Annotated in this window: 22 protein-coding genes and 1 tRNA gene; 11 read left to right on the plus strand and 12 right to left on the minus strand. The window is 55.7% G+C overall.

Annotated elements, in window-relative coordinates:
- Nucleotides 1–134: 134 nt before the first annotated feature.
- Together SFX18_15750 and SFX18_15755 are read left to right on the plus strand one after the other, a co-directional pair.
- Complete coding sequence (locus SFX18_15750; GenBank protein ID MDX1964605.1) at nucleotides 135–389, plus strand: hypothetical protein; 255 nt, start codon at nucleotides 135–137, stop codon at nucleotides 387–389.
- A 115-nt stretch (nucleotides 390–504) separates the two neighbouring features.
- A complete protein-coding gene (locus SFX18_15755) occupies nucleotides 505–813 on the plus strand; it encodes a hypothetical protein (GenBank protein MDX1964606.1) in 309 nt (102 codons plus the stop codon).
- A gap of 704 nt (nucleotides 814–1,517) precedes the next feature.
- Here SFX18_15755 and SFX18_15760 read toward each other — a convergent pair.
- The gene (locus SFX18_15760) at nucleotides 1,518–2,483 is read right to left on the minus strand and encodes a ParB/RepB/Spo0J family partition protein (GenBank protein MDX1964607.1); all 966 of its coding nucleotides are present in this window, start codon (nucleotides 2,481–2,483) and stop codon (nucleotides 1,518–1,520) included.
- An 80-nt stretch (nucleotides 2,484–2,563) separates the two neighbouring features.
- Complete coding sequence (locus SFX18_15765) at nucleotides 2,564–3,307, minus strand: ParA family protein (GenBank protein MDX1964608.1); 744 nt, start codon at nucleotides 3,305–3,307, stop codon at nucleotides 2,564–2,566.
- Between the two features lie 126 nt (nucleotides 3,308–3,433).
- Between SFX18_15765 and SFX18_15770 the strand changes: the two genes are divergently transcribed.
- The gene (locus SFX18_15770) at nucleotides 3,434–3,880 is read left to right on the plus strand and encodes a rhodanese-like domain-containing protein (protein ID MDX1964609.1); all 447 of its coding nucleotides are present in this window, start codon (nucleotides 3,434–3,436) and stop codon (nucleotides 3,878–3,880) included.
- Between the two features lie 4 nt (nucleotides 3,881–3,884).
- Here SFX18_15770 and SFX18_15775 read toward each other — a convergent pair whose 3' ends face one another.
- From SFX18_15775 to SFX18_15795, 5 genes are all read right to left on the minus strand, one after another.
- Nucleotides 3,885–4,241, minus strand: a complete 357-nt coding sequence (locus SFX18_15775) for a hypothetical protein (GenBank protein MDX1964610.1) — start codon at nucleotides 4,239–4,241, stop codon at nucleotides 3,885–3,887.
- A 12-nt stretch (nucleotides 4,242–4,253) separates the two neighbouring features.
- Nucleotides 4,254–5,246 carry a hypothetical protein gene (locus tag SFX18_15780; protein ID MDX1964611.1) on the minus strand — a complete coding sequence of 331 codons (993 nt, stop codon included), beginning with the start codon at nucleotides 5,244–5,246 and terminating at the stop codon, nucleotides 4,254–4,256.
- A 174-nt stretch (nucleotides 5,247–5,420) separates the two neighbouring features.
- Nucleotides 5,421–6,338, minus strand: a complete 918-nt coding sequence (locus SFX18_15785; protein ID MDX1964612.1) for a hypothetical protein — start codon at nucleotides 6,336–6,338, stop codon at nucleotides 5,421–5,423.
- A gap of 49 nt (nucleotides 6,339–6,387) precedes the next feature.
- Nucleotides 6,388–7,833 carry a formylglycine-generating enzyme family protein gene (locus SFX18_15790; GenBank protein MDX1964613.1) on the minus strand — a complete coding sequence of 482 codons (1,446 nt, stop codon included), beginning with the start codon at nucleotides 7,831–7,833 and terminating at the stop codon, nucleotides 6,388–6,390.
- Between the two features lie 94 nt (nucleotides 7,834–7,927).
- The gene (locus tag SFX18_15795) at nucleotides 7,928–8,698 is read right to left on the minus strand and encodes a hypothetical protein (GenBank protein MDX1964614.1); all 771 of its coding nucleotides are present in this window, start codon (nucleotides 8,696–8,698) and stop codon (nucleotides 7,928–7,930) included.
- A gap of 531 nt (nucleotides 8,699–9,229) precedes the next feature.
- Here SFX18_15795 and SFX18_15800 point away from each other — a divergent pair.
- The 3 genes from SFX18_15800 to SFX18_15810 all read left to right on the plus strand — a co-directional run bounded on the left by SFX18_15800 (nucleotide 9,230) and on the right by SFX18_15810 (nucleotide 10,669).
- The gene (locus SFX18_15800; protein ID MDX1964615.1) at nucleotides 9,230–9,844 is read left to right on the plus strand and encodes a hypothetical protein; all 615 of its coding nucleotides are present in this window, start codon (nucleotides 9,230–9,232) and stop codon (nucleotides 9,842–9,844) included.
- A 57-nt stretch (nucleotides 9,845–9,901) separates the two neighbouring features.
- Complete coding sequence (locus SFX18_15805; protein MDX1964616.1) at nucleotides 9,902–10,288, plus strand: hypothetical protein; 387 nt, start codon at nucleotides 9,902–9,904, stop codon at nucleotides 10,286–10,288.
- A gap of 306 nt (nucleotides 10,289–10,594) precedes the next feature.
- Nucleotides 10,595–10,669: transfer RNA gene (locus tag SFX18_15810), tRNA-Pro, on the plus strand.
- Here the strand turns inward: SFX18_15810 and SFX18_15815 are convergent.
- On the minus strand, nucleotides 10,651–12,150 hold the full coding sequence (locus SFX18_15815) for a recombinase family protein (GenBank protein MDX1964617.1): 1,500 nt from the start codon (nucleotides 12,148–12,150) through the stop codon (nucleotides 10,651–10,653). The genes SFX18_15810 and SFX18_15815 overlap by 19 nt on opposite strands.
- Entirely contained in the window at nucleotides 12,113–12,394 is a 282-nt protein-coding gene (locus SFX18_15820; GenBank protein ID MDX1964618.1) for a hypothetical protein, read from the minus strand. The genes SFX18_15815 and SFX18_15820 overlap by 38 nt, the downstream gene beginning before the upstream one ends.
- 484 nt (nucleotides 12,395–12,878) lie before the next feature.
- Between SFX18_15820 and SFX18_15825 the strand changes: the two genes are divergently transcribed.
- Nucleotides 12,879–14,339, plus strand: a complete 1,461-nt coding sequence (locus SFX18_15825) for an AAA family ATPase (protein MDX1964619.1) — start codon at nucleotides 12,879–12,881, stop codon at nucleotides 14,337–14,339.
- 536 nt (nucleotides 14,340–14,875) lie between these two features.
- Here the strand turns inward: SFX18_15825 and SFX18_15830 are convergent.
- On the minus strand, nucleotides 14,876–15,388 hold the full coding sequence (locus SFX18_15830; GenBank protein ID MDX1964620.1) for a hypothetical protein: 513 nt from the start codon (nucleotides 15,386–15,388) through the stop codon (nucleotides 14,876–14,878).
- Between the two features lie 100 nt (nucleotides 15,389–15,488).
- Between SFX18_15830 and SFX18_15835 the strand changes: the two genes are divergently transcribed.
- Together SFX18_15835 and SFX18_15840 are read left to right on the plus strand one after the other, a co-directional pair.
- Nucleotides 15,489–15,851 (plus strand): hypothetical protein, encoded by a 363-nt coding sequence (locus SFX18_15835; protein MDX1964621.1) that lies wholly within the window; start codon nucleotides 15,489–15,491, stop codon nucleotides 15,849–15,851.
- Entirely contained in the window at nucleotides 15,848–16,138 is a 291-nt protein-coding gene (locus SFX18_15840; GenBank protein MDX1964622.1) for a hypothetical protein, read from the plus strand. The genes SFX18_15835 and SFX18_15840 overlap by 4 nt, the downstream gene beginning before the upstream one ends.
- Before the next feature lie 36 nt (nucleotides 16,139–16,174).
- Here the strand turns inward: SFX18_15840 and SFX18_15845 are convergent, their stop codons facing one another.
- Nucleotides 16,175–17,152 carry an ISAs1 family transposase gene (locus SFX18_15845; protein MDX1964623.1) on the minus strand — a complete coding sequence of 326 codons (978 nt, stop codon included), beginning with the start codon at nucleotides 17,150–17,152 and terminating at the stop codon, nucleotides 16,175–16,177.
- Between the two features lie 534 nt (nucleotides 17,153–17,686).
- Between SFX18_15845 and SFX18_15850 the strand changes: the two genes are divergently transcribed.
- Nucleotides 17,687–17,923 carry a hypothetical protein gene (locus SFX18_15850; protein ID MDX1964624.1) on the plus strand — a complete coding sequence of 79 codons (237 nt, stop codon included), beginning with the start codon at nucleotides 17,687–17,689 and terminating at the stop codon, nucleotides 17,921–17,923.
- A gap of 179 nt (nucleotides 17,924–18,102) precedes the next feature.
- On the opposite strand, the gene SFX18_15855 is transcribed toward SFX18_15850, so the two are convergent.
- Nucleotides 18,103–18,738: a helix-turn-helix transcriptional regulator gene (locus SFX18_15855; GenBank protein MDX1964625.1), complete on the minus strand. Its 636-nt coding sequence runs from the start codon at nucleotides 18,736–18,738 to the stop codon at nucleotides 18,103–18,105.
- Between the two features lie 1,156 nt (nucleotides 18,739–19,894).
- Between SFX18_15855 and SFX18_15860 the strand changes: the two genes are divergently transcribed.
- A partial coding sequence (locus tag SFX18_15860; protein MDX1964626.1) for a hypothetical protein occupies nucleotides 19,895–21,902 on the plus strand: 2,008 nt, incomplete at its 3' end.

Below are 21,902 nucleotides of genomic sequence, written 5' to 3' on the forward strand. Positions count from 1 at the left end.
TAAGGCGTGATGGACCGTCAAGTCGTGATTTTAGTCAACATCGCTTGGCCACCGCGTGTTTATAACCATTCCCAGAGAGCGGTACGCGTCCGCCGTTCCTTGCTGGATGATCACGGCCATAATTCATTAACATAATGTCACCAGAGCTTACAATTCTCGACGAGCTTTTGGGCGGAGACCTTCATTTAGGGCAAGCACTGGCATTATTTGGTCAAAAAGACAAGTTTGTCCGCGCGATTTTATTCATGCTTGATGCGGGTGAGATTCGTTTACTCGATGTACATGGTAATGATGTACCTCGCTGGCAGCGACAAGATGTTTTATCAACGGACGAGCAAGCGGCTTTTCGTATCTCCATCACAAATAAAGGTGGTGCGCGAATCGCATGAAGGTGCCGCCCAACCATACCCTGCATCCCAAACAGGCATGGCGCCGTGGAGTGCTAGCGTGTCGGCCCGCGGGCGGGTTTATGGGCTTTGGCCTTGTTGTATCGGAGGTAGTATCATGTCGCAGTGGGCGCGGGTGATCGGCATCCACCCTATACCGGCGGAAGAGGCGGTACACCTTGTCGAACTCGAAAGCAACACTTCTGATTTTGACTTCGGCGTAGTCACGCAAGAGGTGTTTGGTCAGCCACAGAGTAACTGGCAGGCGGCCTACGACGAGCTGCAGATCGGCGAGAAGCGGTTTGCGTTCTTCTTCCACTACCTCGACACCACCAAGCCCTTAATGAGCGCGGCAGGTCTACTCGATCTGCCGCCGGAGTCGACCCTTCCAGAGCATTTACAGGACATCAAATACGAAAAGCCGTAACGCCAACCCAGCAATTCCTCCTGGCGGCCTGGTCGTTTACATAATATCACTAATCACGCTTTGCACAGGCTAGTTGCGCTACCGGCCATCGAACATGCTTGGGTCGTTCGACCAGTGAATTAAGCAGCACATCGCCTTGAGTTTCCGCTCCGCCGTATAAGGTATATCATGCACGACGAGCCACTCAACTTCGAAGAACACCGGCGAAGACGCGACGAAAACGCCAGCTCGGTTCGCTGCGGCCGCTGCGGAAAATGGATATTAGCAACCGCAACCCGTTGCCCCGAGTGCGGTATTCATTTCCTGGGTGAGGCACAGTTTTTTGCGGCGGACCCGGACAAGAGTGGGTATGAGCCCAGCCGCCTACCATGGTGGGTGATCGTGACTGCTTTTCTATTGTTCACGACAATGGTCCTGGGCATGCTGGGGTTGCGGTGAAGACTGGCTGCACCGCCGGGCAAGCCAGCAATGGGACAACCGCTAATCCGTCAAACACTAGTGCTGTGTCAAAATTAGAGATTCACGTGAGGCGGATCAGCCGCTGGGCGCTAACCCACGGTTCTTGCCGCTTGAACCGCGGACTAATGCCTTACGAATCATCCGAAACGAATCGTTATAGAGCGTTAGATCAGCGAGTAAAACTCGCCGCTACGGGGACTTTGACTCGCTCGGTTTGCCGCGACCTCTTATCTCCCCCACCCACTCTAATCCTCCACGCCCACCAGGTATTCGCGCAGGCGTTCAAACTCGTCCGCGCTGCCAAAGTGGATCACAATTTTCCCCTTGCCGCGGGCCGATTGTCGAATATCGATCTTGGTCCCCAGGGCTTGCCGCAACTCCTGCTCCAGGGAGACCAACTGGCTGGTCCGGGTTCGCGCGGGTTTGTGCTTATTCTTGGCCGTGGCGGAGGGGATAATGTCGCGCGCTTGATCCTGGGGCGCGGCGGCGTCCTCGCCGTCTAAAAATTCCTGCACCCGCTGTTCCGTCAGGCGGACACTCCACCCTTCGGCTTGGATCAATTGACAATGGCGTATTTGTTCTCGTTCATCCCCCAGGGGGAGTAGCGCCCGCGCGTGCCCCGCGCTCAGGGCACCCGAACGCAAGGCCTGTTGAACCGTCGCGGGCAGTTCCAGCAGGCGAATCAGATTAGCCACGGTCGAGCGGTCGCATGCCAGCCGCTGGGCCAACTCTTCCTGGGTGCAGCGATAGTCCCGCAAATACGCCGCAAAGGACGCGGCCTTTTCCAGGGCATTCAGATCCTTGCGCTGCAGGTTTTCGACCATCGCCAGTTCGGACATTTGGCGGTCGTCAATGTCGCGAATTTGCACCGGCACATCGGGCCAGCCAGCCTTGATCGCCGCCCGTAACCGCCGCTCTCCCGCGATCAGTTGATACCGTTCGCCCACGCGGCGAACAACCAGGGGCTGCAACAGTCCATGGCGATCTAGGCTGTCGGCCAGCTCGGCGATATGCTCTTCGGCAAAGTCCTTGCGGGGTTGATAGGGGTTGCGGTCAATCTCGTACACGCCCACGCGCGGCAATTCCGCAACGGCGGGGGCGTCGGCATCGGGTTGATGCAGGTGCAATTGCGGTTGAGGGACGGTCGCGACGGCCGTGTGGCCCAAGAGGGCTTCCAGGCCGCGGCCAAGTCGACGGGGTGCGGTGGACATGGGAGAGTGGGTGGAGGATAGTGGGGAGTGGGTGGTGGATAGTGGGGAGTGAATGGTGGATAGTGGGGAGTGAATGGGAGTTACAATCGGAGGACTTCTTGACAGAGTTCGAGATACGCCCGCGTGCCGCGTGACCGGGGGGCATAATCCAGGACCGCCTGGCCGTGGCTGGGAGCCTCGCAGACGCGGACATCGCGGGGGATGACCGTGCGAAAGACAATCTCGCCAAAAAACTCGCGCACCTCGCGCTCAACTTCGTAGGTTAACTCCAGCGAGGGATCAAACATCGTCAGTAGAATCCCGCCAAATTGCAGTTCACATCCTCCCCCGTTCATCACCCCGCGAATGACTTCAATCATCTGGGTCAGCCCTTCCATCGCAAAATATTCACACTGGATCGGCATCAACACCTCGGAAGCATGGGCGAGGGCCGCGCGGGTCAGTTCTCCTAGGGTGGGGGGGCAATCGAGCAGCACAAAATCATAATGTTTCAGGCCGTTGCGCAGATGTCGCTGCAAAGTAGCGACCGGTTGCTGTGGCTCGGCGGCCAGGCGGGCAATATCGGGCAAGCTGCGGCTACCGGGAAGCAGCTCCAACTGCGTAGTGGCGGTGGCCATGACCGCCTGATGCAGTGGTTGCTCCAAGACCAACGGATGCCGCGCGGAGGGTGTCAGCCCCAATCCGCTGGTGGCGTTGCATTGTGGGTCCAGGTCGACCAATAACGTGCGCCGCCCCCCCCGCGCCAGGGCGACGGCCAGGTTGATGGCGGTCGTGGTCTTACCCACGCCCCCTTTTTGATTGGCTATGCAAACAACCCGTGACATGCTGGGCCGCCATAAATGCTAAAATAATCACGGCAATTGACGAATTTTCCGGGCCGCATGATAATTTGTAGCGGGAAATCACCCAAGAGCAGTTGCCATCACCAAGGAACTTTTGCGGGAACCGCCATGCTATCACGTTATTTTTGGCTAGGTTGGGTCTGGGTCGGGATCTGTTTGACACTCAATTCCGCCGCCGGGTTGCTGGCCGCGGATTCGCCGCTGGATGATCTTCCCTTGATTCAAAAGAATTTGGCCGAAAAAAAGGCGATCTTGATTGATGTTCGCTCAAAAAAGGAATGGGACGCGGGACATTTGCGGGACGCCGTGCATTTGCCCTTGGATGAAATCAAAGCCGCGGCCAAAGAACCGGCTGAATTATCAAAGCTGCTAGCGGGCAAAATCCCCGCCGAACCCGCGGATCTGATCATTTATGTCCACTGCGCCGCCGGGGTCCGATCTAAGCAAGCCTGCAAACTGTGCGCGGATCTACCCTACAAGCTGGAACCATTACGGACCGGCTACGAAGAATTGCTCGAAGCGGGCTTTGCCCCGGCGGAGGAAAAACAGAAATAAGGGATTATTCAAACAACAAGGAGATCACCTCGATTGCCCATTCCGCCCGCGACAACGATGGGGAAATGTGGGGTTCCGGTTTTAATTCAGGCCCCTCCGCAAAAGAGTCCAGTGGCGGGAGGGGGCTAGGGGTCTTGCCTTCCGCCAATGTCCCCTCGCAGATGCGCAGCGCGTAATCCAAATAATGAATGCGGCAATCCCACAACCGGGCCGGGGGGATGCTCGCGCAAATGGTTGGCCATTGGCCTAGGAGCGTTTGCAATTCCGTCCGTCCTCCGGCCAGGGCGGCATACACCAGGTCATCCAGCTGCTCGAGGGCGGCCACGATTTTCGGCTCGGAATAATCCGCCGTATTTGGCATACGTGCTTTTTCCTATGGGCTAAAGACCAGTTCCGCGGAGTTGCAGGAAGACTGTTGGCAACGGGGACGTTTGGCAAAGGCGGGGGGTTGGGCGTCGTGCAAAGACTCCCAGGTCCAGGCTTGCGCCGCGCAGAGGGCCGCTAGATTGCGCTGCGCGTCGGTGGGATTGACGCTGGATTGCAGCACCCGCACCCAGCCGCGCGGTTCCGCCCAAAGTGGCTGCGGCTGGCATTGGCGACGTTCGGCGCGTTTAAACCAGCCGCCGCGTTCGGGCAAGAACTCCACGAGGGTGGTGCCGGCGGGCCAGCTTTGCAGGCCGGCGGGATCGGGCTGATTCCAGGCCAAAATGCGCAACCGCCGGGCGAGCGACAACCGCAGCCCCGCGCTAAACGTAAGTTCCGCGCGCAATTGCGGCGGCAAAATATTGAATAGCGTCTGCACGCAGATTTCCGCCGGCCGCGGGCCCAAGTGTCCCGCCACCGCGGCGCAGTTGCTTAGGACGACGGTGGCGTTAGCGGCCAATTCCTCTAGCAAACCTTGCAGTTCTCCCGGGGTAAAGATTTGGCAAATCAACTCAATGGCCGACTTATTCCAGGTGGCGGCCCGCCCCACCAGGGGAAACCTGCCCAAGGGGCCCTGCGCCGTCAATTCCGGTAGCAACAGTCCCTTGGCGGTAATTGCCCGGACCAGGGCAAAGGGTTGCGCGCCAAACCGTTCCCAGACGTCGGCTCCTCCCACAAACAGTCTTGTTTCCAGGCTTTCGCCTCGGCCGCTGTAATCCAGCCCGGCGATTCGCGTCACGCTGAGACAATATCGCCCCGTGGGAAGCCGCCAGTAATTGACGCTGCCAAAGTCATAATGTCCCGGCGTCAACGATTCATGCGTGGGTGAGATTTTCGCCAGGGCCTGGCATTCGACCGGGGTCAGACCCGCCGAGGCCCGCGTCAATTGATACCCGGCCGCTTGCGCCGTGGTGGTCGAAGTGAAAATCGCTTGTTCAAACATCGGCACGGCCAACAGAACGGTAAGCGGGCGGGTGGATTTGCCGGGTTGAGGGGAGTGGTTGATAGCTGCACTAACTTGACTGCCGCCACCGATTGGTCACTGCTTCAGCGGGCGGAGTTGATACTTACTAGGGAGCAATGGGGCTAGCGCGACAGGCGCGGGACCGGGGGAAGATTAGCGTTTACCCTGGGGAATTTGCTCCATCAACCAGACAAAAGGCTCCACGATGCCGCGGGGCTCGATGCGCAGCGGATACTGCACATAACCTTGCCCCTTGACGTAGCGCGTGGTACAGGCCCCCGCCACGCCCGCGGCAAAAAACTGATGTCGCCGAAATCGCTCGCGCAGTAATTGCGCCAACCCCGCCGCGTGTTCCTGGACAAACTGCCCGGCAGTCGCGGTATCCAGATCGCATTCATCGGATTTGGTCAACACCACCGCCAGGGGACGGTGATGCCAGGCGGCCTTGGAGTCGCGATCCAACTCATCCAGGTAATGCAGCAGCTTCATGCTGTAGTAGTCTTGCTCGCGCGAGCCTTTGCGCAATTCCGGCGCGTCCACCAAGAGCGCCATGGCTGAGGCTTTTTCTAAAAACGACCGCAAACCCCGATAGGTATAAGGATGGTTGACCTCCTCGTACAAGGCGTCCCCGGCCAGGTCCGGTAGGATCATCTCCAGCGGACGGCTGCGCTTGGGCATGGTGATCTGACAATGCAGCCAGTTCCAGCGGTCAGGCTCGCTGGGGGTTTTGGCGGGAAATTCGCAGCGGGCCAAAGCCGCCATCGTGTTTTGCTGCAACGTCAAGGAAAACGCCCCCCGCGTCAAAAGCTGCACTCCCTGCGGCCTGCGCGATAGCATATCCATGAGCATTCCCATATACACTGTTTTACCCACGCCGCTAGGCCCCAACACCCCCAGCATTTGCGGGCGAATCTGTTGGACGTTGACCTGATGGGCCAGGGCCATGGGGGCAAAACAATAGCGGCACAGTTCCGCGTCAAAGGAGTTACCCTCTTCGCAGATATAGCAGGGAATTTGCTCGACATACTGCGCGAGGCGCAACGATTCCAACGGTTGGTACGTGTGGGACATAAGCGGGCCGCAATCTGCAAGTGAAAAGATAGTGTACGGGATTGATCATTTAGTAGTCATCGCTGCTGTTGCCGACCGAGCGGCCAACAACCGCGCAGGCCCCGCTATCGGAGCCGCGTCCCCAATTCCAGGCGCTGCTCTCGCCGGTCTTTTTACCGCGGGGGGGCGGAAGTTCGGTACTGGTCCCCGGGGAAGTTTCCAGCCGCTCCAACGCCTGTGTCTCTGCCTGCGCGGAATGGATTAACTCTGGCGGTTCTTCCTGGGGCGGCATGATATCCGCTTGCTCCTCCGCGGCGCGGGGCGCGGCGGCATCGGTCAGCGCGGATTCCGGCGGAACGAGGTCTTCGCCGATTTGGATTCCCTGCCAACCCAGGGCACAGCGAAAACCGATATTATGCTTGCGGGCCAAGGCCGATTCGCCGCTGGCAAATTCGCTGCTGGCCTGATGTTCAAAATACGTATCAAAGGCCCCCCCGCGCACCGAACGCAGCCGCTCCGCGCCGTCGTCCAGTCCCGCGATGCGCGCGGCCCGAAACTCCCCGTCGGTCCATTCCCAAACATTGCCAATCAACTGCTGGATGCCATTGATCGTCGAGCCGCCGCTAAATTCGTGCACCGCCGCGATTTTTCCCAGGCCCAGCTCCCATAAGTTGGCCCGGCCCCGTTCCATGGCGTCTCCCCACGGATAACGCCGTTGTTTCAGGCGATTCCCCGCCACCGGCACCGGCCACGCCGCCGCTTTGACCCACTCGGCGTCGGTGGGAAGCCGCTTTCCCACCCAGCGGGCATAGGCCTGGGCCTCGTGCCAACTGATGCCGACCACCGGTTGATCGCCGGTTCCTTTGGGATAACAGCCGTCGATCCAATAGCGCGGCCCGGGTTGTCCGGTGATATCGACAAATTCGACCACGGCGGGGAGGACTTCGGCCTCCCACAAGGATACCTGCGCATATCCCCCCGCCTGCACAAAGGCCAGGTATTGGCGATTGGTCACCGGAGTGCGGTCTAAAAAAAAGGGGGCCACCGACTGCCCGCGCAAGTCCACGGACGGGGGATGATCGGGCCCTCCATCGGACTCCGCCATCCAGTGTAAATTGACCCGTCCGCCGGGAATCAACGCCATGTCGAGCAGCAGTTGTTCGCGCGCTTGTTCGATTTGGGCCGGTTCCAGATCGGCCGCCAACTGCGGTCGCAACAGCAACGCCGCGCGCCCGTCGTGTAGCAATTGTTGGATCAAGTCGGGCACCGATTCCGGCGGCGCGGATTGAAAGTGGGACTCCACCGCCGCCGGAGAATTGTCCACCGGTGGTCCGGGAAGGACGGATAATTTGCGGCCGCGTTGCTTTTGCAGCCAAGCCGCGCCTGTCGAACAAACGCATGCCACCGCGCCCACGCCGAACAGGTAGGGATTAAACAATACCGCCCCCATGGCGGCGATGCCTCCCCCCACGATCAGCCACAGTGGAGTTGTCAGGATCAATGGTGGCAATTTCATCGGCAAACCCATCAAAAAAATATGTCCAGCGGAACTTCCCGTACGACTCTCCGGCTTGTTGCGGAAGGCCACGGGTCAAACGCCTGAACTGGGATTATTCATTCTTTTTCAGTTGTGCGCGGCGACGGGCAATATCATTTTGCAATAGTTGAAATTGCGATTTCACCGTTCCCACGACCGGGTCGGAGGCGGGGGTTTCTTGACGGCGCGGCGCGGGGCTCGCCGGCGCCGCGGTCGGGGAATGCTGCCCTCCCCCCCCGCGCAAGGCCGTTTCGGCGGCGCTGGTCCGCTGAGCCAGTAATTGCGATTGCTTTTCCAGCGTTTGCCGCAATTGGCGAAATTCGTTGGTCCAGCTTTCGCGCTCCTTGGCCAGGTGCCGCTTTTGTTCGGTTAATTGGTCGGTAAGCTCCGCCGCCCGATTGCGAATGGATTCTAGCTCTATTTCCAATTCGCTCCGCTCTCGTTCCAAATCGCGCAGCTTGTGCTGTAAATCGCTGCCGGATTCTTGTTGTTCGGCCTCCCAGTCGGCGCGCTCATAAGCTAATTGGGTTTTCAATTCGGCCAGTTGCAGCCGTTCCTCCCGCAACTTCAGCTCTTCGTTGTAAAACCGTTCGCGATATTGTTCTAACTCGGTGAATAATTCCGTCAAACCGACCTCGATTTCGGTCTGCGTCCCCCGCCACGCGTCTAGGGCGGTTTGCACCGGCAGTAACGCCCCGCCCTGCCATGGATCTCCGCCTAGTCCCCCCAACTCCCCCAGGGGGGGCGGGGGAGGAGAACCGTGGGCGTGAAATTCCGGTTCGTCTACAGCCGTGAATCCTGTACCCAGCTCTTCATCCAAGAAGGCGGTGGCATATTGCGACATGCAAACCTCGACGACAAAGTAATCGTGTGGGGACGGATCCCGGATGCGGGCCTGACCCGCTGGCGAATGCCGATCGGGATCAAACTTATTCTTTGGAAAAGTGGCAGAGGCGATTTTGTACTATGCGTCTGGAATTCCCGCGCGGACAAAAGCCTCTGCCAATAAAAACCCTATGTCAATTCCCTGCCCGGAGCAAATTTCCCTGGTCTTTCCCCGTGAATTCTGGCACTAGCCCTTGCTATAATCGTTGTAATTGCTAGCACCCAGCCGACCCGGATCCCGCCAAATTGGCACTTTCCTTGGATCGCGAAATATGCCAAGCTTAATAGAGCAGTGTTACACTTTTCCCCCGACGCCTCGTGCTCCGTGACGGTTCGTCCCAACGAGGATGATCCGTGGATCGCGGACCTCGGTAAAAGCGGCAAGAACCAGGGGCCGTCGCCCAGCGGCTGATTCCCCCTCAAAACGAATGCTTTGGCATACTATTTAATCGCGGTCGAAACGAGCATCTTGTCATAAGGAGTGCGGCCGATGTTACTAAAACGATTGGGCTTGGCTTTTGGCTGGGGGATTGTTGCCGTCCTGGCCGCCGCCGCGCTTCCCGCGCGGGAACCGTCTTCGCGGCGTCATTTGACCGAGGCTCCCCCCGCCAGCACCCTTACGCGGCAAGCACTGCCAGAAGTTCCAGGGCAAGCGCCGTTACTCGCCGCGCCCGACAGGGAAATTCTTCCCGCTCCGACGGGGTCCCCCTCAGACCGAGCCGCCGCTCCCCCCAGTGTGTTGATTGGGCCCGCGGTGGATGCCACGCCGCTGGTGATTGATATTCCCCTTCCCGACCAGTCCGGCGGCTCCGCGGGACAGGAACACGCGCCGTGCATTACCTATCGTGAACGGGGAGTTCGTCGCAGTTGCTTATCGGATCAGCCGGACTTTGCCAGTACGCTGCTTGTATGCAATCCGCGCACGGGATGCACGGTCTGCGTGCCGGTGTGCCTGCCGGTCTGCTGTCTTGACGAACCTTGTGTTGACAGCCGCAAGGGGCTCTTTCAACGCGGGATTGTGACCTATGAATATGCGTGCGGCCTGCGGATCGTCGTGGTGTTTGACCGGCATGGCGATTTGACGGTAACGTATCATTATGCCTAGCACGCGATTGTTTCCCAGCGTCCACCTGTAAGAGAGATAATTCAGTGCTAGTATGTCATGATGCCCCCTTCTAAAGCGCGTCGGCGCAAATTATCCCGTCCCGCAACACCGATTGATAATCCACCTTCCTCCCCCGCTCCATCGGCGGAATCAGCGCTGGTGGCCTTTTTGACCACCGGTTGGCTGGTGGCAGCGCTCTTAAGCGCCTGTTTAACCCTGGGTTGGTTTGCCGCGATCTTTTACGGCACAATCACGCCACCCACGCCCCGGCAGCAGTTATTGACGGAATACTTGCGGTTTGCGGCGCTTTGCACAGCGACCGTGACGCTAATATTGGGCCTGATCCGCCATCGGCTCTGCCGTGCACCCGCGCCGGTTCTGATTCGGCGGGTGATTTGGGGGATCGTTTTACTACCGTGGGTGGTCACGCTCTTGGGTATTTAGTTTTTGGTTTTTAGTATTTGGCTGCTGGTAAGCCACGTCGGACTGCGGTTTCCCCGGTAGCTGCGACGTTTCGTCGCCGATCTGGTCTGTGGTTACAGGTAAGCCGCGTCGCGCTGCGGGTTCCCCGTACCGTCGTCGATCTGGCAGACCCGCAATCGATCCCGTTGGTAATGCGTCGGCAGATCTGTCATAAACAACGGGTAATTGTCCACCTCCAAATTGCTTTAGAATTCCGTTTTATGCCAAGAATTGTGGATTTACCCGCCCCTTTGCGTAAAATTGCCGCATAACGTAAAATAAGCTTTCCGGAGTGTAGCTCAGCCTGGCTAGAGCACCTGGTTTGGGACCAGGAAGTCGCAGGTTCAAATCCTGTCACTCCGACTATTTTTGATTTCGAGCCCTTCGGCGAGCACGTCGAAGGGCTTTCTCATTACTGCGACTAGACTTACGTCGCTAACAGCACGGTTCAAATAAATCGCCTGCAAGATCTCGCGACGTTGGGCGTTGTTTGAACGGCGCCAGATTTCCGGCAGACGCTGGGTCCAATCGAACAATCTCAGCGCCAGTTCTCCGCGTGATTCGTCGAACTGCTCACAGCGGGACAGGTCATCCGCGTTTCTCGCCAATTCCGCTTTCAGTTGCTGGGACTTGTCCCGATAAACGGCTTCTTCGATTGTCCCTGATAAATAGACATTCAGCAGCCGCTCTTGCATATTTGCCAGTTCCGTCTTCCGCTTAGCCAAAGCCGTGGCTTGTCTGCGTTGTGAAGCAGTCAAGTCGGTAACCGCCGTTGCCAGGGTGTTACGGAACCAGGTGGCAATTTCGGCAGAATTGAAACGCAAGCGTGCCAGGTCGTCCAGAATTGCGCTTTCCAAATCTGCCGATTTCCAACGCACGCGCGGGTGATCCGGTCCAGGATGGTTGTTGGCACATCGGTAATAGAGGTGCTCACGCACTTCACCACCTGAGATGGCACGGCGAATACGTTCACCAGTCATTCCCTGACCGCAAAATTGGCACCGGAAAAGCCCGCCGGCCAAGGGATGGACGGGCGAACTCCGGCGGCGGTTGCGACCTTGCAGGATCTCCTGACAAGCCTCAAATGTCGTACGATCGATAATCCGCTGGTAACGCCCAGGATAAACGTGACCATGCCGATGCAATTCCCCCAAGTAAAAGCGGTTTCCCAGGATATACGACAGTGCCGTCCGGTTGAATCTAGGCTGACTGGGACGAAACGTGTGCCCTTCCCGGGCTAATTGATCGGCGAGGGTCTGAAATGTGTGCCCTCCCGAGGCGTACAGCTCAAACATCCTCAGCAATGTGCGGGATTTTTCCGGATGCGGTTGGATCGGTTCTTCCCGGTCCCGTGTATTGCAATACCCAAATGGCGCCAGGCCGGTGGGCCAGCCTTGTCGCACTTTTTCATCCATCCCCTTGAGAACTTCCGTGCGCAAGTTGTCGCTGTAATACTGCGCGACGGCCGCCATCACATTGAAAGAGAGCGCGCCGGCGGCTCCGGGGCCAAATTGGTTCTCCACAAATGCCAGTCGGACGCCGCAAGTATCTTCCAACTCCTGCAGGCGGACGGCATCCCGCATGTTGCGACAGACGCGATCCAGTTTATGGCTCAGGATCGCCTGAATCTTCTCGCGTTTGGCGTGAGCCTTAACCCAGGCGAACATCTCCTGGAAGGCTAGACGCTCGGCCCCCCGCTTGGCCGATTCGGCCACGACAAACTCCCGCACAACCTGCCAACCTTGCTCTTGGGCCCGCAACCGGCTCAAGCGAAGCTGCGCATCGATGGAATAACCTTCCCGTTGCTCACGCGATGAAACTCTGGCCCAAATGACGATGTTCATGTCGTGTTTCGTACTGAATGTTACACAGGACTTCGGCTAAGCGGCGCACGGATTGCCAGATTTCCAGGGCCTCAGCGTCGGAAAGAACTCGGCCATAGGCCCGCGACCATACCTGCCGCGTTTCCGCCAACTGTTCCGCGGTCGGTCTGGTCCCCGGAATATCGATCAGGATTGGTAATTCCCGATGTTGTTCATGATCCCAATTTGGGCCCGCTTGTCCAGTACTTTTGGCCAAATTCGTCACAAGGAATCCCTGCTTGCGTGAGCCTGGTGATCTGAGATGGACAACAAACTCAGCAAGCAATTGTCACACGGACCCTGCAGCCTGTCATCGAGACAATGAGGGACATTCTGCAAATGACCTGTGTCCGGATGTCCCTAATCTTTTATCGGGACAGAGGACACAGGTCATTTTTGTGAGCTGGGATTATGTACCCGCCATAAATCCGTATGATTGGCTCGAAGAGTCAAACGCAGGTTTGTACTGCATGCCAGATGCATGGACTCTGAATGAACATCATGAAACTAGACTCATGTTCCAGCAACTAAAGCTAAGCCAGAGACGCTTCTTGTTGCAGGTGTGGGCGCAGTCGCGAAAGAAAGGGAGTTCTTCTGGAAATGATCAAAGCCGCGACTGCAAATCGCGGCTTTGATCATCGTCTTTATGCTCAACCTGTTCATAGATAGCGGCCAACGCTGCAACGTTGACCACATGGAGATTATATCAAGTGAGTGTCAAAATAAAAGAGGAATTGCTGGAAGCACCTGAGCACACCTACGACTCAGAAAGAACGCTACTGGCCGCGGTCATTCTGGAACCTGACCACGCTAAGCAGACTGAGATAGTACGACAATTTCGGGCGGAATGGTTTTACCATTGCGACTACAAAATAGTGGCCAGCAGGCTGATAGGCATGGTGTCGCGGGGGGCAGGCATAGATCAAGCTCTATTAGTCCAGGAACTCAAAGCCAGCGGTATAAGCGACGCGGCGTTGGTGGTCGGCGGCATCTACCGGCAAGCGGCGAATACGCACTTATGGCAGGAGCATCTGGCAACTGTCAAAGATGCACATATTCGGTTTGAGCGGCATTACAAACTAAAGCGAATGTTGCTGGACAACAAGACCGGCCTAGCCCTGGACGAGGCAAGTCTAGATATATCAACGATCACATTCCGCACAGCGTCACAAGCCAAGGTAATTTGTATGAATGATGTACAACCAGAATCTATAACCTGGCTTTGGCCACAACGTATCGCTTGCGGCAAAGTGACCCTTATATCGGGCGACCCCGGACTAGGTAAGAGTTTCGTATCCCTCGACTTGGCAACGCGAGTGACATTGGGCACCCCCTGGCCCGATGCCCCGAGCAGTTCAGCCCCTCGAGGAAGCGTGTTGGTACTTAACGCAGAAGATGACGCTGCGGACACGATCCGTCCCCGCCTGGATGCTATGGGGGCGGACGTAGGCCAGATTCACTTGTTGGACGCGATCCGCACAGGGGAGCAAGAGCGGCACTTCTGTCTACTCCATGACCTGGACATTTTGGAACAGGCCGCAGGTCAATTAGGTGATTGCAGGCTAATTATCATCGATCCCATTAGTTCCTACTTGGTCGGCGTCAAACAGAATGACAGCGGCGAAATACGGCAGGCATTGGACCCACTCAAGGGACTTGCCCAGCGCACAGGGGCGGCTGTTGTGCTCATTGCTCACCTTAACAAGAGTGGGGGTGCTAATGCGCTCTATAGAACATCAGGCAGCATCAGCATTATTGGCATGGCACGGACAGCCTGGGTTGTCACAAAAGACCCAGAGGACCAAACGAACAGGCTAATACTGCCGATGAAAAGCAATCTTGCTGCTGAGGTCTTTGGCCTAGGCTTTAAGATTATCGATTCCCAGGTGGCCTGGGGAACCGAGCCTGTAAAGTGCACCGCCGATGATGCTCTGGAACGAAGACCAAGTCGGGGGCGTCCAGGCAAGGCTAGCGAAGAGGCTAAAAGTTTCCTGAGAGAAGCCCTGCAGTTCGGGCCCCAGGAATCCAGTGAACTCGAAGCGATGGCTGAAGCAAGAGGGATTTCTCAAAGGACTCTTTGGCGAGTAAAGGGGGACCTTGAAATTGTGAGTGAACGAATCGGTGGCAGAAATGGTAAATGGTTATGGAAGCTCCCTGGCATTGAGTTCTGATAATCCGATTCAGTTGTTTAAGAATTCTGGCTACCTTTAAAGTGTCTGAATTCTGGCAGACTTAAATTCCGTTCGGGAAAATACGGGGTTTCGTCAATGTGTGCCATATTGAATGCCAAAAATGGGCCTATATACCTTGCCAATGGCAGCCTTTGAATTCGGTCGTAAAAATGCGCTAAATAAATAAAGGCTGCCAATATACCGGTATATAAAGAGAGATTTGGCACAACTGCAACCAGTAACCATGAAATCCAGAGGAGAGACTACCCAGCTTAACTCAACCAAAAGGACTAATGATTCACCGTGGCTCACCACGGGTCCTTCCTGCGGGTTTAATGTCCCTGACCCCGTTGGGAATAGTCACGAATATCTACAGAGTTGGTTGCCGGAGAAAAAAAATTTCGGAATCGTGTTTTTGGCACATATTCTGGGCAAAAACCATGATATTGCAGAACATTTACCCACGGAAATCCAGCCTCACAAACTCAATCACCACAGAGTAGGCGAGGAGGTGATTTGCCGGGTTGCTGAGTCGATCAAGCCGTTCGGTCCCTTGTCCGGCGGGATCTCTTACGGGCGGTCGGCTGACGTGTTGGCGGCTTGGGAAACAGTTCCAATTGCCGAGCGGCGTGGGGGAAAGCGTGCCACCCAAACTGCCAGCAGCGACACGTAAGAAATTCCTCGGGCAAGTCCGGCGGATTGTCAGCCGGTCTGATCGGCACTGGTCGCATCCCCTCGAGCACCAGGTCCAGGCGGTGGTCCGAATATTCAATGTAAGCCTGGGGATCGGGAGTTCCCACGATATGCAAATTCTTTTTCCAAACGCCCGTGTAACCACACAGATACACGTACTGGCCGGGATGCTCTTGCAGCTCGCCAGCCACGTGCTGCTGTCGGGGTGGGCCATAGGGGAAGAGCGAACTGTATTTGCCGATCAGGCACCGCGCACAGTGGGCGCTGGGATCAAACCCGGTGACATACTTGACCCAGAAGAGACGGAACTCTTGGGCGTTGTGAAACGTGATTTGCAAGCGCGGGATCGAGGTCATGTCCAGAGTCTATACCCCTGCTTGGGAATGCAAAATACTATTTTGAAAAATATTCGAGAAAGACTCTGGACTCATGAGTCGTGGGTGTCACAGTTAGGGCATGAAGAAAATAAGCGAGTTCCCTTCCACCGATTTACCCCAACAGTTGCACAAGCAAACATTCTTCGACTGGGGTCGCAAGGGACTCAGGACACGGAACGGTTTTCGGTTCCGGGGTGGCAATGGCCGACGACGATGCTATTTCGATCCGGCCTGGCTGCACAAGTTCGAAAAGATCATGGCCAGCGCGGGGCACGCCCGCCTGTTGCGGAAATGCGGCAGCCTCACCAGCGAATGGGTGGCGGTCGCCAAGCGCAGCGGGGCCTTTTGGCCCATTTACTATTACCTCATTCCCAAACGTGTGGTCGAACTTGCCCGCCAAGAACTCACCAAACACACACTCACCAAGGAGAACGATCGATGACTGCAACTCAAACCGAACTCGCCGCCTTCAAACCCCGTCAATCGCAAGAGTTGACGCACGCCTTCCTGACCGCCGCCAGTGCCGTCGCGAAACTCCGCGATCTGGCGGAGGAACGAGCGTCCGCTTCAGGCACTCGGCTACCGCACGCCGTGGGTCGTGTATCAAGCGGCGTGAGTAACGACCCCCTCAACAGGCAGATCGTAGGATGGGCGAGGAACAAGGGACAGTTTATCCAAGACAACTGGCAAGCGCTGAGCACGTGCTCCACCGAGCGGCAAGTTTGCTGACATGCACTGCCCAGGCAGCAGGGCAATCGCATAAAATTACCCGTGAAAAGCGGCATAGATTTGTTCGAGGAGGGCTTCGTCCCAGCCTGCGCGGAGACGTTTGCCGCGGATGTTATCTTTGACGGAAGTGTCCCGCTGCAGAATATTGAGTGCTAGCCTGCGAAAGGCGGCGGTGATTTCGGGACCGGCATGCTTGCGGATCCGACTGTCATCTTCTGTAAAAGTTACATCCAGCACGTGATGCTGGCTGTTTTCGATTTTCCAATGGTCGCGCAGGTGTTGATTTAACTCGCGGACCTGGGGAGGCAGGCTGCTGATGAAGAACACCGATTCCTCTTGCTCTTGGTCCCCTACTGTCCGTTCCCGCGTGATCAGGCCAATCGTCCGCAGTCCGGGCCAACGCGCGAACTCCGGCGTGGCGGGTGCCTGGGCCACCAGGCAGGTGCGGCGTTCCTTGTGGCCCCGATTCCGTTCGCCCACCACCTGCCGCCGAACTTTTGCCAGCGGTTTGGTCCCTTCGTCGTGGTCGGCAAATGCCTGGAACACGGCGTCGCGCAAGCCGGGTTGGTTCCCTTTGACGGTCAGCACGTAATCGGCTTCCCGCGCGATGATGGACTTTGCCGTTTCCACTTGGCAATGCAGGGCGTCGGCGGTGACAATGGCCCCGGCCAATTCCAGGCACTCCAACAGTTCCCCAGCGGTGGGAATTTCGTTGCTTCCCTCCGGCACCTTCAGTTGCCGCAGCACCAACCGCGTTCCCGTGGTATAGGCCGTCAGCAAATGCAACGGACTGCTCTGCGCCGCGGTATCATAAGAGCCGAGCAGGGTTTTGCCATCCAGTGCGATCCCCTGGCCGCGCAAGCTGCCCGCCAATCGATCCATCCAAGAATGGATGCAGGTCAAAAACTGGCCCGTGTCCAGGATCGCGAAGACCCGGCTAAAGGTATCATGGCTGGGGACGCCGTGCGGCAAGTCGAAGAACCGCGCAAAAAAACAACGCACCTGCCAGGACATAAGTCCGCATGAAGCTGCCCCTTAAGTTAGTTGAAATGTGGCTCCTAGAAATAGCTACCAATTTGGCCAAATTGATAGCACAGCTAGTATGCCAAGCGACCTTCCATGAGTCAATACATTTAGAATCGCAAAATCGAAATAAAATACTATCCTAATAATACGGAAATGCCAGGAGATTGCTGTGATATCTATTTGGCTCAAAGTAAGGACAAGCGCACAGCAAATCTTCTCGGCGGTGTCGAACTTAGACGGCGCAGGGTAGAGTGTTCGTGTACCGCTGCGATTTTCACGGTACTTGTGCGCAGTGGGACCGATAAGCGGGCGTCAGTGATTGCCGGGGGTGTGGATATGGCCCTCACCCTCCCCGTGCCCAACCCTTTACGAACCGATTCTCTATTTTTGGATGTTGCTAACTGCTGTATTGGCTTGCACTTGTAGAGTTCGAGACTGTTTCGGTGGCAAATACCGCAACCGATGAGTTACAAATCGCGCACTATCTGGTTAACAGCGATTACCAGGGCATGAGGGGCGCTGATGAGCAAACGCCACTGCGATTCTATGCCCGCCCCTACCGCTGCCGCACGCTCCCAAACAAAAATGGAGCGGGAGGCGGTCAACCTGCGCGATGATCAACTGCGCAACCAGTACGCGACGAGCAGGAAAAACTCTGCTTGTGCGTGTATGAGCGCGGGAATGTTTGCAATTTCTTCATGGATCGGGAACGAACGAAGCAATGTTTATCTCATTCCTTCTGCAATGTGGCAGTTTTGACTGCGTCATTTTTGGTCTGCACTCATTTTGGCACATAGCGGGCGCAGATTATCCAGTGTGCCAGCATCACAGAAAGTCAAACACAGGATTTGGCTAGATCAATCAGGAATAGATTCTTGCCGCTCGCGGCCAAGGAAAATATTTCCTGGGTCACCCGCGATCTCTGTGCCACGCGGCTATTATTTTTGAGGTTTGCCCGGCACCATCATACCTTGTAGCGAGCGTATTCTTTCGCCGTCAAAATCGGCGATTAGCGTGAAGCGTCCCCAGATACTTTGACCATCGTCTCGCAAAAACTCGTGATAGCCACTCAGGTGCACAATATCTCCCGATCCGCTGGGGACATCCATCAGAATCCTGCCGGTTTGCGATTTGTCCCAAAAATGGCCGGCATTTTCGACAAACTGCTTGATGCCATCGTAACCATAATACTCTCCCAAAATTTCGCCGACCGATTCCACTTGCCGAATTGCCCCAAAATAATAAATCGCGAAGTCTGAGTGAGCGACATCCAGTAAGCTGGCGGCATCGCGTTCGAACAGCGATTGACGCACGGTTTCAGCGAACGTTTGGCAGTTTTTTCGCCAACGCAACATTTCCGTGAGTTCGTTGGAGGCGACGGAAACATCGCGCAACGACACGCCCAGGGCGATTGCCAGGTACTCCAGCAGGTCTGAGCGAATCGGCACGCTTTTTTCGGCGGCCCGAACCGTCCGCTCTGAAACTCCCGCCCGCAAGGCAAGCTCAATCTGCTTAAAGCCGCGTTCCGCGCGGAGCTTGCAGAGTTTCTCTCCCAGGGGAGTCACTGCTGACATGGATTCCTCGATGTTCTGGCAAAGGGCGCAGGGGTGAACGCAAGCGATGCAGAAATCCGTGTGAATATCTTAGACAAGGTGCGGAAAAATCGCAACTTGCCGGTGGCTTGCCGGTCTTGGAACATCAGCCCCTGGTACATTTGAATGAGGTACCGCAACACTTGCAGGTCATGCTAACAACATTCCTTTCAAGAGCGAATCAGTCAAGAGTGATCAGATAAGAACTCAATAGGATATAAGGAACTCGGGGCAGCGCCGGGGTCGAGGATCGATAAAATCCCGACCCCGGCGTCCTTCTTGCGCAAAGACCGATTTGTTAGATTTGCTTTAACTTTGGGTTATAATTGCCCTTTTTTCAATTTTCTTGTTCCACAATTCTAAAATTCAGTTCCTCTAGAAGTAGGGACAATTCAAGAGACTTGATTTCCCAGAATTTCGAATGTGTGTTCTTAACTTTTTTGATTCCTTGTGGGGAATTGGTTTGGAAGCACAAACAATTGCAAATGCCTAGCACTTGAGCAGGTCCGAGCGAATCGGCACACATTTCACGGCGGCCCGAACCGTCCGCTCGGATACTCCCCCCGCAACGCCAGATCAATTTGCTTGCGAACGCGCTCCGAGCGCATTTTGCGGAGCTTGTATCCCAGTGGTGTCACTGAGGACATGAATCCCTCGATGTTTTAGCTAGGGGCGCAGGTCAAACAGAAGGGTTGCAGATTTCCGTGCCACTTACATTAATGCGATGCGGAAAAATCGCAACTTGCCGGTCGCTTGCCGGTAGGCTTTGAAGCAGCTTGCTACCCTTAACAAATTCACCCGAACATTTATCAAGCGTGACTTGGGCTTTACTCGCATTTACCTCAACTCTTACTCTCCCTTAAAGCAGCAGGCTTACACAGACTACGGAGATTGGGTTTGTTGTGCAGCAGGGGAATCGGCTGGACCGCATTATCAGAATGAGAAATTTACATAAGTCATTCAATTAGTCGCGCATTCGTGCGAAACGGTTCGTTGATGATTTATTTTCGAGTTGGTTTGCTTGGTACCAGAACACGCCAGTTTTCACCTGACCGCTAAAACCTGTCCCAGGTCGAAGCGTGGAAGCTTTTATCCCATCAACCGAATTCATTAATCCTACATTAGAGATCTTACTGTCATGAAAAAAATTCGGCCTACCAACAGCAGATTTACCTGGCTCTACGCGGAATTTTGCAATTTATTGGGAGTTCCTAAAAATTCTCCTGAAAGCCGAAAGCGTAAAAACTTGGCTAAATCAAAACGACAGCAACGTGGGTCAGCACGCCGCCAATTAATGTGGGAAACCCTCGAAAGCCGCGCCATGTTGGCGATCAGCCCAGTTGGCAATCAGCCCGAATTGATCGCGACCGAAATTTCCTCTGGCAGAGTCGCAGCGGACTCTCAAGGAAATTATGTGGTCGCCTGGACGGGGACAATCGATGGAAGCGGAACCGGCATTGTCGCTCAGTTATTTTATGAGAATGGGGCACCGAGGGGTAATCCATTTGTCGTGAACACCACGACCGCCGGCGACCAGGATCATCATGCGGTTGCCATGAATGCCTCGGGACGTTTTGTCGTTGCTTGGCAAGGATCGAGCCCTGGCGATCCAAGCCACACTGATGTTTTTGCACAAGAATACGACGCCAATGGCTTGAGGATTGGTGGGGAAATCGTAGTGAATTCCTACTTGACGGATTCTCAGAACGAACCTGCCGTTTCAATTGACTCACAAGGTCAGGCGGTTGTGACTTGGACAAGCAAAGGACAAGCAGGTGACACTACTTCAGTGCAGCTCGGTGTCAGAACTACTCTGATTCCCCAGTATGGCACTGTCGGATACAGATTTGGTCAACCGCCGGTTACGAGAGTGGTGGGATATGTTACCCAAACAGAATCAATTACAGGCAACGTCCCTCGTCTTGCGGTCTATGCTCAGAGAATAGGTCCAACGGGAGATAAGGTTGGGGAGGAATTTCTGGTCAACACCTATCAAAGTGATGACCAAGGTTATAGTTCAATTGCCGTCGATGCAAACGGAAATTTTACAATTGTCTGGACTAGCGATAGCCAAGATGCCCTGAACACAGGAGGTGTGTATGGCCAACGATTTGCATCAGATGGGAGTAAGCTTGGTTCAGAATATCGAGTAAATACCGTAGTGGCCGGTGACCAGCGTGTACCTCAGATCGCGATGAATGCTACTGGCGAATCAGTTGTCACTTGGATCAGCGATGGGCAAACCGGCATATCCAATATCTTTGCGCAGCGCTTTGACGCGAGCGGAAATCCTGTCGAGGGCGAATTTCGAGTGAACGAACACGACGGCGTCTATGTTGGACGAGCCGGAGTGTCGTTGAATGATGTGGGCGACTTCGTCATCTCATGGGCGGCTCCTCTGCAATCGGTGGCACCTGGAGCTTCCATTAGGCAGTTCAACTGGCAGGCGGTACCGCAAGGTGCCGAAGGCCACTTCTATGAAATTATCGCGGGGCAGCAGATTTCTTCTTTTCCTACAATTGGAGGTTTGGACAAAATTATCGTTGCCGTGCAAAACTACAACGGAGCCCTTGATCAGGATCAAATCAAGATCCAGCGATTTGTGATGATCCCGGCGAGTGTGACCGGTGTTGTCGAGCCAAGCGGATCGACACTTACACCACAGAATGTACAACTCACGAGCGAACCAATTGCGTTAAGGTTTCTCTTAAGCGAGAGAATGTCCACCCTAGGAGGTGCATTTGGTCCGACCAGCATTGTAAACATTGCGAATTGGCAACTGCTTAAAGATGGTGTAGATGTTAGTTCGTTGATTTCCAGTATCGCGTACGAGGCCAATTCGTTTCAGGTGGATGTTCACTTTGCTAACCCCTTATTGAAGGGCCACTATGAACTTTCCGTTTCCGATGTTTCTGACATTCATGGACTACCCCTACAAGGAAATGGCGTAGGGGTAGCTGGAAGTACATTCCTTCAGCGATTCTCCGTTGACAGTACGACAACAACCGTAGCGGCCGGCGGCGAATTTCGCGTGAATACCGCGACGGTTGGCGATCAATCGTATAGTTCGTACTTTGGTCAACCGGTGGCGATGGACTCGGCGGGGAATTCCGTCATCACTTGGAACGACGCCGGAACGATTTATG

This window comes from Pirellulales bacterium, assembly GCA_033762255.1.
Classification (GTDB): domain Bacteria; phylum Planctomycetota; class Planctomycetia; order Pirellulales; family JALHPA01; genus JANRLT01.

What these genes read in the sequence shown, in the direction of transcription:
- SFX18_15750 (MDX1964605.1), top strand. Translation starts at nt 135, where the DNA reads ATGTCACCAGAGCTTACAATTCTCGACGAGCTTTTGGGCGGAGACCTT.
- SFX18_15755 (MDX1964606.1), top strand. Translation starts at nt 505, where the DNA reads ATGTCGCAGTGGGCGCGGGTGATCGGCATCCACCCTATACCGGCGGAA.
- SFX18_15760 (MDX1964607.1), bottom strand. Translation starts at nt 2,483, where the DNA reads ATGTCCACCGCACCCCGTCGACTTGGCCGCGGCCTGGAAGCCCTCTTG.
- SFX18_15765 (MDX1964608.1), bottom strand. Translation starts at nt 3,307, where the DNA reads ATGTCACGGGTTGTTTGCATAGCCAATCAAAAAGGGGGCGTGGGTAAG.
- SFX18_15770 (MDX1964609.1), top strand. Translation starts at nt 3,434, where the DNA reads ATGCTATCACGTTATTTTTGGCTAGGTTGGGTCTGGGTCGGGATCTGT.
- SFX18_15775 (MDX1964610.1), bottom strand. Translation starts at nt 4,241, where the DNA reads ATGCCAAATACGGCGGATTATTCCGAGCCGAAAATCGTGGCCGCCCTC.
- SFX18_15780 (MDX1964611.1), bottom strand. Translation starts at nt 5,246, where the DNA reads ATGTTTGAACAAGCGATTTTCACTTCGACCACCACGGCGCAAGCGGCC.
- SFX18_15785 (MDX1964612.1), bottom strand. Translation starts at nt 6,338, where the DNA reads ATGTCCCACACGTACCAACCGTTGGAATCGTTGCGCCTCGCGCAGTAT.
- SFX18_15790 (MDX1964613.1), bottom strand. Translation starts at nt 7,833, where the DNA reads ATGAAATTGCCACCATTGATCCTGACAACTCCACTGTGGCTGATCGTG.
- SFX18_15795 (MDX1964614.1), bottom strand. Translation starts at nt 8,698, where the DNA reads ATGTCGCAATATGCCACCGCCTTCTTGGATGAAGAGCTGGGTACAGGA.
- SFX18_15800 (MDX1964615.1), top strand. Translation starts at nt 9,230, where the DNA reads ATGTTACTAAAACGATTGGGCTTGGCTTTTGGCTGGGGGATTGTTGCC.
- SFX18_15805 (MDX1964616.1), top strand. Translation starts at nt 9,902, where the DNA reads ATGATGCCCCCTTCTAAAGCGCGTCGGCGCAAATTATCCCGTCCCGCA.
- SFX18_15815 (MDX1964617.1), bottom strand. Translation starts at nt 12,150, where the DNA reads ATGAACATCGTCATTTGGGCCAGAGTTTCATCGCGTGAGCAACGGGAA.
- SFX18_15830 (MDX1964620.1), bottom strand. Translation starts at nt 15,388, where the DNA reads ATGACCTCGATCCCGCGCTTGCAAATCACGTTTCACAACGCCCAAGAG.
- SFX18_15835 (MDX1964621.1), top strand. Translation starts at nt 15,489, where the DNA reads ATGAAGAAAATAAGCGAGTTCCCTTCCACCGATTTACCCCAACAGTTG.
- SFX18_15840 (MDX1964622.1), top strand. Translation starts at nt 15,848, where the DNA reads ATGACTGCAACTCAAACCGAACTCGCCGCCTTCAAACCCCGTCAATCG.
- SFX18_15845 (MDX1964623.1), bottom strand. Translation starts at nt 17,152, where the DNA reads ATGTCCTGGCAGGTGCGTTGTTTTTTTGCGCGGTTCTTCGACTTGCCG.
- SFX18_15850 (MDX1964624.1), top strand. Translation starts at nt 17,687, where the DNA reads ATGAGCAAACGCCACTGCGATTCTATGCCCGCCCCTACCGCTGCCGCA.
- SFX18_15855 (MDX1964625.1), bottom strand. Translation starts at nt 18,738, where the DNA reads ATGTCAGCAGTGACTCCCCTGGGAGAGAAACTCTGCAAGCTCCGCGCG.